Consider the following 17,164-nt stretch of genomic DNA (forward strand, 5'->3'; position numbering starts at 1 on the left):
AGGATCAACGTCCGGGACCACCCGGGGGTTCCCGGTCGCGTCAGGTGCCTGCGGTCACGGGCCACGACGTGGTTATCATTTCGCATGGCCATGCAGGAGCCGGACGCTGCAACCGAGGCCGACCCGACCCGGATCACCGAGGCCGAGCCGACCCGAACGGCTGCGGCCGAGCCGACCCGAACGGCTGCGGCCGAGCCGACCCGAACGGCTGCGGCCGAGCCGACCCGAACGGCTGCGGCCGATCCCACCCGTACCGCACCTGTTGACCTCACGCGCACGGCCGATGCGACCACCGAGCCGACCCGCACGGCTGCGGCCGTCCTTCCTGGCGAGGCGACGACCGAGCCCTTCCCGGTCCGCGTCCCCGCCGGCATCGACGACGTCGAGGCCGGGAACCGGATCGACGACTTCGACCTGCTCACCAACCTCGGCCGCGGCGCCTTCGGCCGCGTGTTCCTCGCCCGGCAGCACTCGATGCAGCGGCTCGTCGCGGTGAAGATCTCCCCCGACCGCGGCACCGAGGCGCAGACCCTCGCCCAGCTCGACCACGACTACATCGTCCGCGTCTTCGACCAGCGGATCCTGCCGGAACACGGCCTGCGGCTGCTGTACATGCAGTATCTGCCGGGCGGGACGCTGCTGCGGGTGCTGCACCGGGTGCGCACCACCCCGCCGGAGCAGCGCAGCGGCCGGCTCCTGCTCGACGTCGTCGACGAGACCCTCGCCGAGAAGGGTGAGATCCGGCCCGCCGAGTCGACCGTGCGCAGCCGGCTCGAGAGCCTGACCTGGCCCGAGACCGTCGCGTGGCTCGGCCGCCGGCTCGCCTCCGCGCTGGACTACGCCGACCGGCGCGGCGTGCTCCACCGCGACGTCAAGCCGGCCAACGTCCTGCTCACCGCGGAGGGCGTGCCCAAGCTCGCCGACTTCAACATCAGCTTCGCCGAGTCCGTCGGCGGCACGTCCGCCGTGGCGTACCTCGGCGGGTCCCTGGCCTACATGTCGCCCGAACAACTCGAGGCGTGCCATCCCGGGCTGCCCGGCACCGCCGCGGACATGGACACCCGCAGCGACATCTACGCGCTCGGGGTGATGCTGTGGGAACTGCTCACCGGCGGCCGGCCCAACAGCGAGGACGATCTGGGCGCCGAGACCCTGCCCGCGCTCGAGACCATGCTCGCGCGGCGCCGCACGGGACTGACCGCGGCTGCACGCGAGCGGGTCCCGGCCGACTGCCCCCAGACCCTGCTCCGGGTGCTCGCGAAGTGCCTCGAGCCGGATCCGGCGGACCGGTGGGCGTCGGGCGCGGAGCTGGCCCAGCAGTTCGACCTATGCCTCGATCCGCGGGCCCGGGACCTCGTCGACCCGCCGCCGCACAGCTGGCGGGCCCGGCTGCGCCGCCCCGTGGTGCCGATCCTCACGGCCGCGATCGCGATCCCGAACGTGCTGGCCGCCCTGTACAACTACCAGCACAATGCGAACCTGATCGTCGACCGGCTCCCACCGGACACCCAGCGCGAGTTCGAACAGCTCGCGCTGATCATCAACGGGATCACCTTCCCCCTCGGCACGGTGATCATCGTGTACCTGTGCCGACGGCTGATCACCGTGCCGCGCGGCCTCCACCGCGGCCGCAGCTACAACGCGGTGGAACTCGCCCGGGCCCGGCACGACGCGCTGCTGATCAGCGACCGAGTCGCCGCGGTGGTGATGACCCTGTGGACGGTCGCGGGCATCGCGTTCCCCGTCGCGCTGCACTTCGTCGGCGGCAACATCGACGGCCCCTCTGCCGCGCACTTCCTCACGTCGATCCTGGTGTGCGGCGCGATCGCCGTCGCCTACCCGTTCTTCCTGGTCGCCTTCTACATGGTGCGATCGTTGTATCCGGCGTTCCTGCCGCACGGGGCGACCGACGCCACGGACGCCCGCGAACTCGAGGGGCTGCACCGGCGCAGTGTGCGTTACCTGGCGCTCGCGGCGGCCGTGCCGCTCGTCGGGGTCGCCGGCGTGACGTATCTCTCGCCCGAGGAGATCCAGCAGGTTCTCGTCGCGGTCCGGGTGCTGGCGGTGGGCAGCATCGCCGCGTTCGTGCTCGTGTACTGGTTGTTCCGCATCATGGAGGACGACCTGCGGGCGCTGCAGCGCGGCATGGCCCCGACGCGGTCGACGCGCGATCCGGTGGGGCCGACCTCGGATCAGCCGGTGTAGACCTTCGGGTCGAGGGTGCCGATGTACGGCAGATCGCGGTAGCGCTCGTCGTAGTCGAGGCCGTAGCCGACGACGAACTCGTCCGGAATGTCGAATCCCACGTCGGCGACGTGGACGTCGACCTTCACGGCCTCCGGCTTGCGCAGCAACGTCACCACCTCGAGGGACGCCGGGTTGCGCGAGGAGAGGTTGCGCATGAGCCAGGACAGCGTCAGGCCGGAGTCGATGATGTCCTCGACGATCAGCACGTTCCGGCCGGCGATGTCCTTGTCGAGGTCCTTGAGGATGCGCACCACACCGGACGAGGACGTGGACGACCCGTACGAGCTGACCGCCATGAACTCCATCTGGGTGGGGATCGGCAGTGCCCGCGCGAAGTCGGTCATGAAGAAGATCGCGCCCTTGAGCACGCCGATGAGCAGCAGGTCACCCTCGGGTGCGCCCACCGGGTAGCGCGTGGCGATGGTCTCGGCCAGCTCCTTCGTGCGCTGCTTGATCTGGTCCTCGGAGATCAGTACCGACGCGATGTCGTTCTCGTACACCGGGTTCTTCCTGCCTTCCCTCAGTCGTCCGCGCCCTGTCGCCGGCCGACGAACTCGACGATCAGCCTGCCACGCCGACGCGTGACCACCAACCTGACGCCGGGCTCCGGCCCGCCGCCCACGGCCACCGCGCCCTGCCCGCGCCACCGGCCGATCAGCTCGTCGGCGGCCCGCAGGGTGCGGTCCGTCGGCGCCGACGCCCCCGAGTCGAGCAGCCATCGCCGCAGGACCCGCCGTCGCACCGCCACGGGAGTGCCGGCGAGGGCGTCCACGGCCAGGCCGGTCCCGGCCCGGGCCTCCGCGAGCCGGTGCAGGGCCAGCTCCTCCAATGCGTCCTCGTCCTCGCGCAACTGCCGGGCCGTGCGGGCCAGGGCCGACGCGACCCCACCCCCGAGCACCTCCTCGAGCAGCGGCAGCACCTCCTCACGCAGCCGCACCCGGGTGAAGCGCCGGTCGCTGTTGTGCGCGTCCTCGTAGGGCGCGTACCCCAGTTCCGCGCATGCCCGGCGGGTGACCTCGCGGCGCACCCCGAGCAGGGGGCGGCCCCACGGATCGTCGAACTCGCACATGCCGCGGAGGGACCGGGCACCGGAACCGCGGCCCAGCCCGAGCAGCACCGTCTCGGCCTGATCGTCGAGCGTGTGCCCGAGCAGCACGGGCAACCCCGCCCGGGCCTCGCCGAGCGCCCGGTAGCGGGCCGCGCGCGCTGCCGCCTCGAGTCCGCCGGGGCCGGTCACCGCGACGCGGACGACCTGCACCGATCCGCACCCGGCGGATCGCGCGAACTCCGCGGCCAGGGCGGCCACGTCGCCGGAGCCGGGCTGCAGGCCGTGGTCGACGACGACGGCCCGCACCGAATCCGCCTCGGCGACGGCGGCGGCGGTCAGGGCCGACGAGTCGGCGCCGCCGGACAGGCCGACCGCGACGGACCGGCCGTGGGCCGCGACCCACCGCCGCACGGCCAGGCGCACCTCGTGGAGGGCAGGGGTCTCGGGCAGGAGCGGCCGCTCGGACGACACCGTCAGCCCAGCACCCGCGCGATCCACGCGTGGGGGTCGTCGATCTCGGCGAGGGTCGGCATCGCGTCCGGACCGCTCCAGACGACGTTGAACCGGGCCATGCCCGCCCGCTCGACGACGGTGTCGACGAACTTCTTGCCCTGCACGTACTGGGCCATCTTGGCGTCCATCCCGAGCAGTGCGCGGATGATGCGGTGGACGGGGTTCACGGCCCGGCGCCGGCGGTTGTCGAACGCCCGGCGGATCTGCGCGACGGCGGGCACCACGGTGGGCCCGACCGCGTCCATCACGTGGTCGGCGTGGCCTTCGAGCACGGTGCCGAGGGCCAGCATGCGGTCGAGTGCGGCGCGCTGGGGTTCGGACTGCACCGCTCGGACGAGACCGAGCACGCCGCGCTCGGCCATGGGTTTCTCCTCGCCCGGCCGGCGATCGCGCAGGACCCCGGTGATCCGGCCGGCCAGGTCGGTGAACGACTCTTCCGCGGTCCGGCCCAGCTCCGCCGCGGCCTCGCGCATCAGATCCGCCATCCACGGCGCCTCGGCGAACTGCACGCGGTGGGTGACCTCGTGCAGGCACACCCACAGCCGGAAGTCGGCGGTGGGCACCCGCAGCGCCCGCTCGACCGCGACGACGTTCGGCGCGACGAGCAGCAGAGACCGTGAGAACGGGTCGTACTGACCGAGCACGGCGGAGGAAAGGTACGCGAGCATCGCACCGGCCTGCACGCCGGCGGGCTTGCCGACCCAGCGGCCGTCTGCGGGCCCGGAACCGGTGAGGTCTGCCATCGACCTGGCGGCGGCGTGCACCCAGCCGGACCGGTCGACGACCGCGGCGGGCGGCACGTCCCGCCCGTCACCGAGTCCGGTCAGCTCCCGCACCGGCGGCTCGGCGCGGTCGGCGGCCGACGCCAGCTCGGCGGAGACGGTCTCGGCGGTGTAGCGCGACATCGCCGGGCCCGGTCGGGTCAGGCGCGCCCCGATCCCGGCCGCGAGCTTCCAGTCGATCGCGTCACCCAGCGTCCGGTCCTGGTCGGTCATCGGCATCCGCATCCTCGGAGGGTCGCCGCCACCGCGTCGAGGGCCGGCCGGCTCTCGCCCGGCGGACGGTCGTTGGACAACAGGGCGAACGTCAGCACCCGTCCGTCGGTGTCGACGACGAATCCGGTCAGGCCGCTCGCCTGTGACAGAGTGCCCGTCTTCGCGCGGACCCAACCCGCCCCGTCGCGATTGGTCGAGGCGTAGCGCTCGGAGAGGGTGCCGGTGGCGCCGGCGACGGGCAGGTAGTCCAGCATCGGGCGCAGCGACGCCTGTTCGGTTCCGGCGGCGGCGGCCATCACCCCGTCGAGCAGTTGCGCGGGAATCCGGTTGTCGACGGACAGCCCGCTCACGTCGTGGAGGGTGAGCCCGGTCAGGTCGAATCCGGCCTCGCGCAGGACCGCGGAGACGCTGTCGACCGCGCCGCGGAACGACGGCTCGGCGCCCTCGGCCGCGGCGATCTCGCGGCCGACGGCCTCGGCGAGGACATTGTCGGAGTAGCCCATCATCTGCCCGAGCCGGTCGCGCAGCGGCGTCGACTGGACCGCGGCCAGCGGGGCTGCTCCGGGCCGGGCGGTGCCGGCGGCGACCCGGGCGGGGTCGGCGCCGAGTGCTGCGGCGAGGGCCCGACCGGCGTCGAGGGCGGGGGTGGGCGTGCGCGGCGACTCGTCCTCGAGCGGGTTCAGGCGGCCGCCGTCGAGCATCACCGGTTCGATCGGGGCCACGGAACCGCCGGCGATGTCGGCCGGGAACCAGCCGGGGGCCAGAGGGTCGCCGGCGTAGGCACCGGCGTCGACGAGCACCGTGTCGACGACGGTGCCGCTCCGCTGGATCTGCTGCACCAGGTCGGCGATGCGCGGGGCGCCGGCGTAGAAGCCGGATTCGCCGACGGGCCGGGCGGTGAGGGTGGGATCGCCGCCGGCGACGAGCACGATCTCCCCCGGCCGGCCACCCTCGACGACCTTGGTGGTGACGCGGTGTTCGGCCGGCAGGGCGAGCAGCGCCGCAGCGGCGGTGAGGACCTTCGTCGTCGACGCCGGAATCATCGGCCGGGCGGGATCCTTCGACCACAGCACGGTGCCCGTGGCGGCGTCGGTGATCGAGCCGGTGAAGTTGCCGAGTCCCGCGTTCCCCAGCGCCGGTGCGAGCGTGGCCGCCAGCGCGGGAGCGGTGGGGGCGAGCGCGTCGGCGGGTACCGGCGCCACCTGCGGGGTTGCGGTGACGGGCGCCGGCGCGGGCGCTATCGCGGCGGCGGCCTCCCCGCTGCGGACGTCGGAGAGCGCGAAGGCTCCCCCCACGAGCAGCGCGACGGTTCCCGCTCCCCAGATGGTGAACAGGATCCGGAGGTTCCGGCGGCGCCGTCCCGCCAGTGTGCCCAGCTTCTTCTTGCCCTGCCCCGCCAACACGCCTCCGCTGTGTCGAATCCCGCGGCGTCCGCTCCGGCGAAACCCGCGCCCTGGTGGCCGCCCCGCTGGTCCGGCACCTGCGCCCCCAGCCTAGCGCCGACCCGTTATCCTCTGTGCGGACCATCACCGCAGATACGGCAGTCGTATCGACTTACAAGTGAGGACACGGCGTGGAGTTCGAGGTCACCATCGAGATCCCCAAGGGACAGCGCAACAAGTACGAGGTCGATCACGAAACCGGCCGTGTGAAGCTGGACCGCTACCTCTACACCTCGTTCGGCTACCCCGCCGACTACGGCTACATCGAGAACACCCTCGGCGAGGACGGCGACCCGCTGGACTGCATGGTGCTGCTGCCCGAGTCGGTGTTCCCCGGCGTCATCGTCGAGGCCCGCCCGGTGGGCATGTTCAAGATGGTCGACGAGGCCGGGGGCGACGACAAGGTCCTCGCCGTGCCCGCGGGCGATCCGCGCTGGGACCACGTCAAGGACATCAGCGACGTCTCGCAGTTCGAACTGGACGCCATCAAGCACTTCTTCGTGCACTACAAGGACCTCGAGCCGGGCAAGCACGTCGAGGCCGCGGACTGGGTCGGCCGCGCCGAGGCCGAGGCCGAGGTCTCCGCGTCGATCGAGCGCCTGAAGGCCGACGGCGGGCACTGACACCACGCATCGTTCGGGCTCCGCGGCCGCCGGCTGCGGAGCCCGAACGCGTTCTCACACGCCCTGCTCGATCGCGTCCCGGACCTCGGCGAGCCGATCGAGCAGGCGCGGGCGGAGCCGGGCGTCCACCCGCGCCGACCACGACTGCAGCGGGCGCGGCAACCGCATGACGAAGTGCTGCCGCAGGAGACATCCCCCCGGGGTGGGCTCGATCCGGTAGTCGAGGTGACCGGTGAACCAGGCGCTCCGGAAGTCCATCCCGAGCAGCTCCGGCTCCTCGATCGCGGTCACGACGCTGTCGACGGACATCCACCAGCCCGGCGCGAGCCGCACCCGCTCGTGCCACCGGGTGCCCTCGGCGGTCGGACCGAGTGGAGATTTGCTCATCCGGACGCCCGTGCGCGCCGGTGCACCCACGTGTTCCTGAACGTCGGCGAGCAGCGCGAACGCCGCACCGGGCGGTCGGCGCACCGGGATCATGAGCCGGAAATCCATTGTGGCCCCATGGCTTTCGTCGACAGGCGGCGGCCCGCCCCGGCGCCGTCGGGCATGCCGCTCGGCCCGGTCCCGGATGCCGAGCAGCATCCGCCGGGACATCACGAAGTCCCCCGCGTCCATGAGGGCGGCCCAGCCGACAGCGAACGGCGACGGAGGGATGCGGAATCGCACGCGATGCACCAGCCGGCTACGGCCGGGACCGTCCGGGCGCAGCACCAGCACGGCGGTGACCGTGCCACCGTCGTGCGAGTGGGCATACACGAGCGAACGTCCGGGGTCGATCGACTCCACCCGGAAGGCGGCCGGAGAACCCGCGACGAGCCGGACGGGGTCGCCGACCTCGAGCCGCTGCAGTTCGGGCCGGATCTCGCCGGCGCTCGGCTTCCCGCCGTTGTCGACGAGGTCGTAGCTGTACCAGCCGGCACGTTCCCCCGCCCCCATCTGGACCAGCCAGGGCCACACGTCTTCGGGGTCGGCCGCGATCGACACCGCACGGGTCGCCGACCAGTGCGGACCGGGCACGATCTCATCACCCGGAACCCGCTGAGCCACTTCGGTCCTGGTCGCACCCCAGCGCAGCTGCCACGGCCGATAGACCGCCAGATACAACAGTGGGACGACCGGCACCAGCCGGCCGCCCCACGTCAGGGCCGGATGCCGTCGCACCCGTCCATCCTCTACCGCCCCCGGAACTCCGGGGGCCGCTTCTCGAAGACTGCCGTGATGGCCTCGGTCAGGTCCTCCGACGGCAGGAACGCCGCGTTCCAGGCCGCCACGTAGCGCAGGCTGTCGTCGACGCGCGCCGAGCGGCTGTGGTCGAGGACGTCCTTGATGCCGTGCACGACCAGCGGCGGGTTCGCCGCGATCTCGGCGGCGGTGGCCTGCGCGGCCGCCAGAACGGCGTCGGCGTCGGCGAAGACGTCGTTGACCAGACCGATCTTCTCCGCACGTGCCGCGTCGATGTCCTTGCCGGTGAGGGCGAGTTCGCGCAGGTGCCCGTCGCCGATGATCAGCGGCAGGCGGGCGAGGCTACCCACGTCGGCGACCATCCCGACCTTGACCTCGCGGACGCTGAACTTCGCGTCGGCACTGGCGTAGCGGATGTCGGCCGCCGAGATCAGGTCCACGCCGCCGCCGATGCACCAGCCCTGCACGGCCGCGACGACCGGCTTGCGGCAGTCCGCGACCGCGGTGATCGCCGCCTGCATCCGCTTGACCATCTCGTGGAACTCGGTGCGCGGGGCGGCCAGCGCCTTGTCGGCGAGGACCTTGCCCAGGTCGCCGCTCATGGCGGGCAGGTCGAGGCCGAAGGAGAAGTGCTTGCCGGCGCCGGCGAGCACGACGGCGCGCACGTCCGGATCGGCGTCGAGCTCGCCGAACAGCACGGGCAGCTCGGTCCAGAAGTCGGGACCCATCGCGTTGCCCTTACCGGGCCCGACCAGCGTGACGCGGGCGACGTGGTCGGCGACGTCGACGGTGAACGCTTTCCAGCGGGAATCTGCAGTCATTACTCAACAGTAATGTCTGCGCTTCGGACGGCCGACGAGGGCCGCTCGTTACAGCCTCGAAAATTCCCTGCTACCCCACTGGTGACCGCCGCGAACCGGACGGATCCTGAGGACACGAACGGTCCGACTCGCAAAGGAGCGACTGCCATGTTGATGCATCAGGGCATCGGTCTGGGCGCCTTCAATGCCCTGTCCCGGCGGGGCGCCACCCACGCGCTGTACGAGTGTTGCGCGTCGCTGACCTGGGCCCAGTCGGTGGCGGCCGGGCGGCCCTACGCAAGCTACTCGGAACTGTTCGCCCGAGCCGACGCCGCCCTGTTCTCGCTGGGCGACGCGGAGATCGCGGAGGCCCTCGACTGCCACCCGGTGGTGGGACGCCGGCGCGGCAGCACCGCCTCGCGGCTCGAGCAGTGCTCGCTGTGGGACGAGGACGAGGCGTTGATGACCGCGATCACGGCCGCGGCGGCCGCCTACGAGGAGCGCTTCGGCTACCGCTACCTGTGGTGCCCCCAGGGACGCGGGCCGGGGGAACTGCTGACGGATCTTCACCACCGCCTCGCGCACGAACCCGAGGCGGAGCGCAAAGCGTGCACGGAGGAACTGGCCAAGATCACCCGTACCCGGCTCGAGCGCATGCTCGGACCGGAGGACGGCTTTCCCCTGTATTGACCGCCGACTGCGGGCAGCCCTGTCGATCGGGGCCACGGACGGCGGTGGGCTCCTAGGCTGGAACCATGTCCGGGACACTGCATCCGAATGCCGCTCGGGTGGCCGACACGCTCATCGCGCGCGGTCATCACGGGCTGATCACAACCCAGCCGGAGTCGGTGCACACCGCGGAGCAGGCGGCGGCCGCACTCGGGGTCGACGTGGGTGCGATCGTCAAGTCGCTGGTGTTCCTGCTCGACGACGAACCGGTGCTGCTGCTGGTCTCGGGTGCGCATCGGGTGAACCCGGAACGGACGGGCAAACGCCTCGGTGGTGCGCTCGTTGCGGCGCCCCCGGACGTGGTCACCGAGGTCACCGGGCAGCCCGTCGGCGGGGTGGCACCGCTCGGGCATCCGACGAACCTGACCACGTACGTCGACACCGCCCTGGCCGCTTTCCCCGAGCTGTGGGCCTCCGGCGGGCATCCGCGCACGCTGTTCCGCACGACGTTCCGCGAGCTGATGCGCATCACGGCGGCCGTCGACGTCGACGTCGACTAGACCTGCCGGCTCGACCGGCGGGCAGTGCCTGTCCGGCGGTCCGCCCGGGAATCGGTCAGCTGCACTGCGCGGCGCCGGCGGTGGACTCCACCAGGCCCGGACGGGTCTCGGGCGACGGTCCCCACAGGCCGTCGGTCTTGGCGTAGGTCCAGCCGGGACCGGCGTCGACGAGCCCGCGCAGCGCGTCGAGCAGGCGGTCCACGTCGGCGGACGAGCTGCCGAGCCCCAGGGAGGCGCGCACCGCACCGCCGGGCAGGCCGACCCGCGCGAGCAGCGGGTGTGCGCAGAACCGGCCGTCGCGCACACCGATTCCGTGCTCGGCGGACAGGTACGACGCCACCTCGCCGGGTTCGAATCCGGAGACCGTGAAGGTGACGATGCCGACCGAGTCCGGCGAGTCGCTCCACAGCCGCAGGATCTCCACGCCGTCGAGGTCGCGCAGCCCGCCGAGGAGGCGCCGGCACAGCGCCTCCTCGTGCTCGGCGACGGCGTCGGCGTCGAAACCGGCGAGCGCGTCGCACGCCGCGGCGAGGGCCGCGACGCCGAGCACGTTCGGCGTGCCGGCCTCGTGCCGCGCCGGGGCGCACGCCCATTCGGTGTGACCGAGACGCACTTCGCGGACCGCACCGCCCCCTGCGAGATACGGTTCCGCGACGTCGAGCCAGTCCCGGCGTCCGACCAGAGCGCCGGCACCGAACGGGGCGTAGAGCTTGTGACCCGAGAACGCGAGGTAGTCGACGCCGAGAGCGGTGAGGTCGATCCGCCGGTGCGGCACCAATTGCGCTCCGTCGACGAGGATCCGGGCGCCGCAGGCGTGCGCCACGTCGGCGAGTTCGGCGATCGGGAGGACCTCGCCGGTCACGTTGGAGGCGCCGGTGACGGCGAGCAGCGCGGCGGGCTTGCTGCACAGCTCGGCGACGAGCCGGCGGACCGTCTCGGCGACGGTGTCCGCGGCCTCGACGACGCGGGCGTTCTTCCAGGGCAACAGGTTTGCGTGGTGCTCGACGTCGAGCACCACGACGTCGCCGGGTACGGCTCCGGCCAGGAGGTTGAGGGAGTCGGTGGTGTTGCGGGTGAACACCACCACCTGATCGTCTGCGGCGCACACGAATCGGGCCACCGACTCACGAGCCTGCTCGTAGCTCGAGGTGGAGATCCGGGAGGCGTAACCGGCACCGCGGTGCACACTGGCGTAGTACGGCAGGAGCTCGGCGATCCGCTCGGTGACCGCTTCGAGGGCGGGCGCGCTCGCCGCGTAGTCGAAGTTGGCGTAGGTGCAGGTACCACCCTGGACCAGGGGTACCTGCAGGTCACATCCGGTGACCCGGGCGAACGGGGCGATGCAGGTGTCGGCGGTCAGTACGGCAGCAGTCATGACGTTCCCTCGTCGTTCAGGGATTCGCCGGTGGTCGCCTCGTCGCCCGAGTGCGATCACGGTCCGAATCCGCGCTTGCCGTGTCCGGTGTGGAAACACGGCCTGGTCGTCACCCGGAGCACCCCACCGCGGAGGAGGGTTGCCGACCAGCTAGCCGGGGCTTGTCGCTGGTTCTCGTGACCTGCCGAAGAGGATTGCAGGAGCGCGCACGGATGTCAAACCGGAATCGCGGAGGCCGTCGTCCCGCAAACGGAAGTTTCAGGGAGATAAGGTTATTCGAGCGGAGTCGGACGCCGCGCCGCGGAGCGCGACGTCGGGTCGAGCGGGAGATTCCACCGATGGAGTGGGCACCGACACACCCGATGTTCACCCTCCGTCCATCTGACCGTGAGATAACCGGACGAACGCACCACCAGGCCGAGAGAAGGACATGCGATTGCCTGCCCAGCCCACGACGGATCCGGATCGGTCGTATCGCATCCCCGAGGAGTTCGTTCGCTCCTCCCACGCCCCGGCCCCCCGCACCCTCGTCGACATCCTGCGGGCCACCGCCGACACCCACCCGGACGCCCCGGCCGTCGACGACGGCACCGTCACTCTCAGCTACACCGAACTCGTCGAAGAGGTCATCGCCTGCTCGTACCGGCTCGCCGACGCGGGAGTCGGCGCCGGTGACCGCGTCGGCGTGCGCATGCCGTCCGGCTCCAAGGACCTGTACGTGATGATCCTGGGCATCCTCGCGGCCGGCGCGGCCTACGTGCCGGTGGACGCGGACGACCCCGACGAACGCGCCGAACTCGTGTTCGGGGAGGCGATGGTCACCGCCGTCGTCACCGCCGACGGCATCGGCCCGGGCACCGCGCCGCCGTCGCCCGCGCCACAGCTGCGCGGCCCGCGCCTCGACGACGCCGCCTGGATCATCTTCACCTCCGGCTCCACCGGCACCCCCAAGGGCGTCGCGGTCAGCCATCGCAGCGCCGCCGCCTTCGTCGACGCCGAGGCCCGGCTGTTCCTGCGCGAGAACCCGATCGGGCCCGGCGACCGCGTACTGGCCGGACTGTCGGTCGCCTTCGACGCCTCCTGCGAGGAGATGTGGCTGGCGTGGCGGCACGGCGCGTGCCTCGTGCCGGCGCCCCGCTCGCTCGTGCGGTCCGGGATGGACCTCGGGCCGTGGCTGGTCTCCCGCGACATCAGCGTCGTCTCCACCGTCCCCACCCTCGCGGCGATGTGGCCCGCCGAGGCGCTCGAAGCGGTGCGGCTGTTGATCTTCGGTGGCGAGGCCTGCCCGCCGGACCTCGCCGAGCGACTGGCCGTGCCCGGTCGCGAGGTGTGGAACACCTACGGGCCGACCGAGGCCACCGTCGTCGCATGCGCGGCAACCATGGACGGCAAGGGCCCGATCCGCATCGGCCTGCCGCTCGACGGCTGGGACCTCGCCGTGGTGGACGCCGACGGCCGGCCCGTGCCCGAGGGCGGTACCGGCGAACTCGTCATCGGCGGCGTCGGACTGGCTCGCTACCTCGACCCGGCCAAGGACGCCGAGAAATACGCCCCCATGCCCACCCTCGGCTGGGACCGCGCGTACCGCAGCGGCGACCTGGTCACCCTCGACCGCAGGGGCCTGCTGTTCCAGGGACGCGCCGACGATCAGGTCAAGATCGGCGGTCGGCGCATCGAGCTCGGCGAGGTCGACAACGCTCTGCAGAACCTGCCCGGCGTCGCCGGCGGCGCGGCCGCCGTGCGCAAGACCGCGGCCGGGCACTCGATCCTCGTCGGGTACATCGCCAGCACCGACCCGGAGTTCGACCTCGCCTCCGCGCGCGACCTGCTCGGCGAGCAGTTGCCCGCGGCCCTGGTGCCGCGGCTGGCGCTGGTGGACGAGCTGCCCACCCGCACCTCCGGCAAGGTGGACCGCAACGCGCTGCCGTGGCCGCTGCCCGGCGCCGAGGCCGACTCCGCCGAGGCCCTGGGTCTCGACCCGACCGCCGAGTGGGTCGCCGGACTGTGGGTGTCGATCCTCGGCACCCCGATCGAGAGCATCGACGACGACTTCTTCGAACTGGGCGGCGGCTCCCTCTCCGCGGCCCAGCTGGTGACCGCCCTGCGCGAGCGCTACCCCGCGATGACCGTCGCCGAACTGTACGACCATCCGCGGCTCGGCTCGCTGGCCGGGTACCTCGACGACCTCGCACCGTCCGCGGTGGTCGCGCCGCGGCAGGTGGCCCCCGTCCCACGCCGGACGCAGCTGCTGCAGCTGGCCATCACGGTGCCGCTCACCACCCTGACCGGACTGCAATGGGTGACATGGCTGGCGACGGCGAACAACGTCTTCGCGCTGTTCGTCGACCTGCCGTGGCTCGCGCCGGTGTCGTGGTGGTGGGTGGCGCTCGGCATCCTGCTGTTCCTGACCCCGCTCGGCCGGATGTCCGTCGCCGTCGCCGGGACGCGGCTGCTGCTGCGCAACCTGGAACCCGGCACCTATCCGAGGGGCGGCAGCGAACACCTGCGGCTGTGGACGGCGCTGCGGCTGTCGGAGGCCAGCGGCGCGGTGAACCTGTCCGGGGCGCCGTGGATGCTGTACTACGCCCGCGCCCTCGGCGCGAAGGTCGGTCAGGGCGTCGACCTGCACAGCCTGCCGCCGGTGACCGGCATGCTCGAACTCGGCGACGGCTGTTCCGTCGAACCCGAGGTCGACCTGTCCGGCCACTGGGTCGACGGCGACGAGGTCCACATCGGCACCATCCGGATCGGCGCCGGCGCCACCGTCGGTGCCCGCTCGACGCTCGCCCCGGGCGCCAAGATCGGCAAGAACGCCGAGGTCGAGGCCGGCTCCGCCGTCTTCGGCCGGGTCAAGGCCGGCCAGCACTGGGCGGGCTCCCCTGCGCGGAAGGTCGGCAAAGCCGTACATCCGTGGCCCGACGAGCCGCCGCGCCGCGCCGCGTGGTGGGTGCCGGTCTTCGGCCTCACGTCGGTGGCGCTGGCCTCGCTGCCGATCGTCTCGATCGCCGCCGGCCTCACGCTGGTCGGATGGTGGATCCGCGGCACCGCCGACCTGACCGACGCGTTGCTTCGCAGCGCAGCGATCCTGCCGGTGGCCGCACTGTTGACCCTGTTCGTGTTCGCCGCGCTCACGGTGCTGTCGGTGCGCGCCCTGTCCCTCGGCATGATCGAGGGCCACCACCCCGTCCGCAGCCGCGTCGGCTGGCAGGTGTGGGCGACCGAGCGCCTGATGGACAGCTCGCGCACGTTCCTGTTCCCGCTCTACGCCTCGATGCTCACCCCCGGCTGGCTGCGGCTGCTCGGCGCCGACATCGGCAAGGACGTCGAAGCCTCCACCGTGCTGATGGTGCCCAAGTTCACCCGCGTCGCCGACGGCGCCTTCCTCGCCGACGACACCATGGTCGCCAGCTACGAACTCGGTGGCGGCTGGCTGTACATCTCCCGGGCCAAGGTCGGCAAGCGCGCGTTCCTCGGCAACTCGGGCATGGCCGCCCCCGGGCGCCGGGTGCCCAAGTACGGGCTCGTCGCCGTGCTCTCCGCTGCCCCGTCGAAGGCCAAGTCGGGTTCCTCGTGGCTGGGCAGCCCACCGGTGCGGCTGCGCCGCGCCGCGAACGACGGCGACTCGAGCCGCACGTTCGCGCCCCCGCTGCGGCTCCGGGTGGCACGCGGCTTCGTCGAGACCTTCCGCCTGCTCCCCATGATCGTCACGTTCGGCATCGGCCTCGGCGTCCTGTTCGCCCTGCAGGCGCTGGCCGGCGCGGCGGGATACGGCCCGGCCGCGGCGCTGAGCGGCCTCGTGCTCATCCTTGCCGGCGCCGTGGCCGGCATCGTGTCCGTGACCGCCAAGTGGGTGGCCGTCGGGCGCATCGGCCGCGAGGAGCACCCGCTGTGGAGCTGGTTCGTGTGGCGCAACGAGGTGGCCGACACGTTCGTCGAAACCGTCGCGGCGCCGTGGTTCGCCCGGCCCGCCACCGGAACGGCCGTGATGAACCTGTGGCTGCGGGGCCTGGGCGCGAAGATCGGCCGCGGGGTGTGGTGCGAGAGCTACTGGCTGCCCGAGGCCGACCTGGTGACCCTCGGCGACGGCGCGACGGTGGAACGCGGATGTGTTGTGCAAACGCACCTGTTCCATGATCGGATCATGTCCATGGACACCGTCACGCTCGGCGCCGGCGCCACCCTCGGCCCCCAGTGCGTCGCACTGCCCGCGGCCGGAATCGGAGCCGGCGCCACCGTCGGTCCCGCCTCGCTGGTGATGCGCGGCGACGTCGTTCCGGATTCGAGCAGATGGCAAGGCAATCCGATCGCACCGTGGTCACACCCGAGCGATTGGTCCCCGCAGTGAAGCCGGGGAACGACCCGAAGAAGTCGCGCGACAACGGCAGGACCGCGAAGCCGGACGCCCCGATCGATCCGTACCTGCCGCGGAGCGGCAACCGCGGGTACCGCGTGTCGCGGTACGAGCTCGACCTGACCTACCGGGTGGTGGCCAACCGGCTCACCGGCACGGCCACCGTCATCGCCACCACCACCGACGCACGCGGCAAGTTCGCGCTCGACCTCGCACCGACGATGCGGGTGACGAAACTGTCGGTCAACGGATCCCGGCCCGCCAAGTACGCCCAGCGCGACGGCAAGCTCGTCGTCACCCCGGCCCGGAAGATTCCCGTGGGCGGGGTCCTGACGATCGTCGTCCACTATCACGGAACACCGAAACCGATCCGCAGCCCCTGGGGCGAGGTCGGCTGGGAGGAACTCGAGGAGGGGTCGCTCGTCGCGAGTCAGCCCAACGGCGCCGCATCGTGGTTCCCCTGCGACGACCATCCCGGCGCCAAGGCCAGCTACCGGATCACGGTCACCGCCGACTCGCCCTTCCAGGTGATCGCGAACGGCACACTGGTGCGCAGGACGACGAGGGCCAGCCAGACCACCTGGGAGTACGAACAGCCGGAGCCGATGGCGACCTACCTGGCCACCGTGCAGATCGGAAACTACGAGACCCGCAGGGTGTCCGACGGGCCGGTGCCCCTCTACGCGGTGCATCCCCCGCGCCTGAAGGCGAACTTCGACCGGGACTTCGGCCGGCAACCACAGATGATGGACGTCTTCTCCCGGCTCTTCGGGCCCTACCCGTTCACGCACTACAGCGTCGTCGTCACCGCGGACGAGCTCGAGATCCCGATCGAGGCGCAGACCCTGTCGATCTTCGGCGCGAACCACTGCGACGGCAGCCGCGGCGAGGAGCGGCTTGTCGCGCACGAACTCGCCCACCAGTGGTTCGGCAACAGCCTCACCCTGTCGCGGTGGCGCGACATCTGGCTGAACGAGGGCTTCGCCTGCTACGCGGAGTGGCTGTGGTCGGAGAACTCCGACGGCCCGTCGGCGCACACGATCGCCGCCGACGCGCACCGGGGGCTCGGCCGCAAACCCCAGGACCTCCTCCTCGGCGACCCGGGTCCGGAGCTGATGTTCGACGACCGCGTCTACAAGCGCGGCGCCCTGACCCTGCACGCGCTGCGCCTGCGCCTCGGCGACGAGAAGTTCTTCGCGTTGCTGCGGCAGTGGACCGCCGAGCACCGGCACGGGACCGTCACCACCGAGCAGTTCACCGATCTGGCGGCGCGGTTCGCGGATGCACCGCTGCGTCCGCTGTGGGACGCGTGGCTCGCCGAGAAGGCACTGCCGCCGATGCCCGAGCCGTGAGGCG

General features: G+C 72.1%; 13 protein-coding genes and 1 riboswitch. Of the genes, 6 read left to right on the forward strand and 7 right to left on the reverse strand.

The window, feature by feature from the left end; genetic code table 11:
- Positions 1-84 precede the first annotated feature (84 nt).
- Positions 85-2,205 carry a protein kinase gene (locus JYA75_RS01035; protein ID WP_203329585.1) on the forward strand — a complete coding sequence of 707 codons (2,121 nt, stop codon included), beginning with the start codon at positions 85-87 and terminating at the stop codon, positions 2,203-2,205.
- On the opposite strand, the gene hpt is transcribed toward JYA75_RS01035, so the two are convergent.
- Genes hpt through dacB form a run of 4 tightly spaced genes read right to left on the reverse strand, consistent with a single transcriptional unit; the run spans position 2,193 to position 6,206 of the window.
- Entirely contained in the window at positions 2,193-2,747 is a 555-nt protein-coding gene (gene hpt, locus JYA75_RS01040; protein WP_006930428.1) for a hypoxanthine phosphoribosyltransferase, read from the reverse strand. The genes JYA75_RS01035 and hpt overlap by 13 nt on opposite strands.
- A gap of 20 nt (positions 2,748-2,767) precedes the next feature.
- The gene (gene tilS / locus JYA75_RS01045; RefSeq protein ID WP_203330230.1) at positions 2,768-3,766 is read right to left on the reverse strand and encodes a tRNA lysidine(34) synthetase TilS; all 999 of its coding nucleotides are present in this window, start codon (positions 3,764-3,766) and stop codon (positions 2,768-2,770) included.
- A gap of 2 nt (positions 3,767-3,768) precedes the next feature.
- On the reverse strand, positions 3,769-4,809 hold the full coding sequence (locus JYA75_RS01050; RefSeq protein ID WP_006930430.1) for a zinc-dependent metalloprotease: 1,041 nt from the start codon (positions 4,807-4,809) through the stop codon (positions 3,769-3,771).
- Complete coding sequence (gene dacB / locus JYA75_RS01055) at positions 4,800-6,206, reverse strand: D-alanyl-D-alanine carboxypeptidase/D-alanyl-D-alanine-endopeptidase (protein ID WP_203329586.1); 1,407 nt, start codon at positions 6,204-6,206, stop codon at positions 4,800-4,802. The genes JYA75_RS01050 and dacB overlap by 10 nt, the downstream gene beginning before the upstream one ends.
- A gap of 170 nt (positions 6,207-6,376) precedes the next feature.
- Between dacB and JYA75_RS01060 the strand changes: the two genes are divergently transcribed.
- The gene (locus JYA75_RS01060; RefSeq protein WP_006930432.1) at positions 6,377-6,868 is read left to right on the forward strand and encodes an inorganic diphosphatase; all 492 of its coding nucleotides are present in this window, start codon (positions 6,377-6,379) and stop codon (positions 6,866-6,868) included.
- Positions 6,869-6,922: 54 nt separating this feature from the next.
- Here JYA75_RS01060 and JYA75_RS01065 read toward each other — a convergent pair whose 3' ends face one another.
- Positions 6,923-8,032, reverse strand: a complete 1,110-nt coding sequence (locus tag JYA75_RS01065; protein WP_203329587.1) for an SRPBCC family protein — start codon at positions 8,030-8,032, stop codon at positions 6,923-6,925.
- An 11-nt stretch (positions 8,033-8,043) separates the two neighbouring features.
- A complete protein-coding gene (locus JYA75_RS01070) occupies positions 8,044-8,874 on the reverse strand; it encodes a crotonase/enoyl-CoA hydratase family protein (RefSeq protein WP_006930434.1) in 831 nt (276 codons plus the stop codon).
- Between the two features lie 147 nt (positions 8,875-9,021).
- On the opposite strand from JYA75_RS01070, the gene JYA75_RS01075 reads away from it, so the two are divergent.
- Together JYA75_RS01075 and JYA75_RS01080 are read left to right on the forward strand one after the other, a co-directional pair.
- Complete coding sequence (locus JYA75_RS01075) at positions 9,022-9,543, forward strand: 2-oxo-4-hydroxy-4-carboxy-5-ureidoimidazoline decarboxylase (RefSeq protein ID WP_006930435.1); 522 nt, start codon at positions 9,022-9,024, stop codon at positions 9,541-9,543.
- Positions 9,544-9,608: 65 nt separating this feature from the next.
- The gene (locus JYA75_RS01080) at positions 9,609-10,082 is read left to right on the forward strand and encodes a YbaK/EbsC family protein (RefSeq protein ID WP_006930436.1); all 474 of its coding nucleotides are present in this window, start codon (positions 9,609-9,611) and stop codon (positions 10,080-10,082) included.
- A gap of 55 nt (positions 10,083-10,137) precedes the next feature.
- Here JYA75_RS01080 and JYA75_RS01085 read toward each other — a convergent pair whose 3' ends face one another.
- Positions 10,138-11,457, reverse strand: coding sequence for an aminotransferase class V-fold PLP-dependent enzyme (locus tag JYA75_RS01085; RefSeq protein WP_029540699.1), 1,320 nt, complete (start codon positions 11,455-11,457; stop codon positions 10,138-10,140).
- A gap of 66 nt (positions 11,458-11,523) precedes the next feature.
- Positions 11,524-11,639: riboswitch (SAM riboswitch) on the reverse strand.
- Positions 11,640-11,887: 248 nt separating this feature from the next.
- Between JYA75_RS01085 and JYA75_RS01090 the strand changes: the two genes are divergently transcribed.
- Both JYA75_RS01090 and JYA75_RS01095 read left to right on the forward strand, forming a co-directional pair.
- The gene (locus tag JYA75_RS01090; RefSeq protein ID WP_044475553.1) at positions 11,888-15,802 is read left to right on the forward strand and encodes a Pls/PosA family non-ribosomal peptide synthetase; all 3,915 of its coding nucleotides are present in this window, start codon (positions 11,888-11,890) and stop codon (positions 15,800-15,802) included.
- The gene (locus tag JYA75_RS01095) at positions 15,799-17,160 is read left to right on the forward strand and encodes a M1 family metallopeptidase (RefSeq protein WP_006930439.1); all 1,362 of its coding nucleotides are present in this window, start codon (positions 15,799-15,801) and stop codon (positions 17,158-17,160) included. The genes JYA75_RS01090 and JYA75_RS01095 overlap by 4 nt, the downstream gene beginning before the upstream one ends.
- The last annotated feature ends 4 nt before the right edge of the window (positions 17,161-17,164 follow it).

The organism is Rhodococcus sp. PSBB066 (assembly GCF_017068255.1).
In the GTDB taxonomy this organism is placed as follows: domain Bacteria; phylum Actinomycetota; class Actinomycetes; order Mycobacteriales; family Mycobacteriaceae; genus Rhodococcus; species Rhodococcus aetherivorans.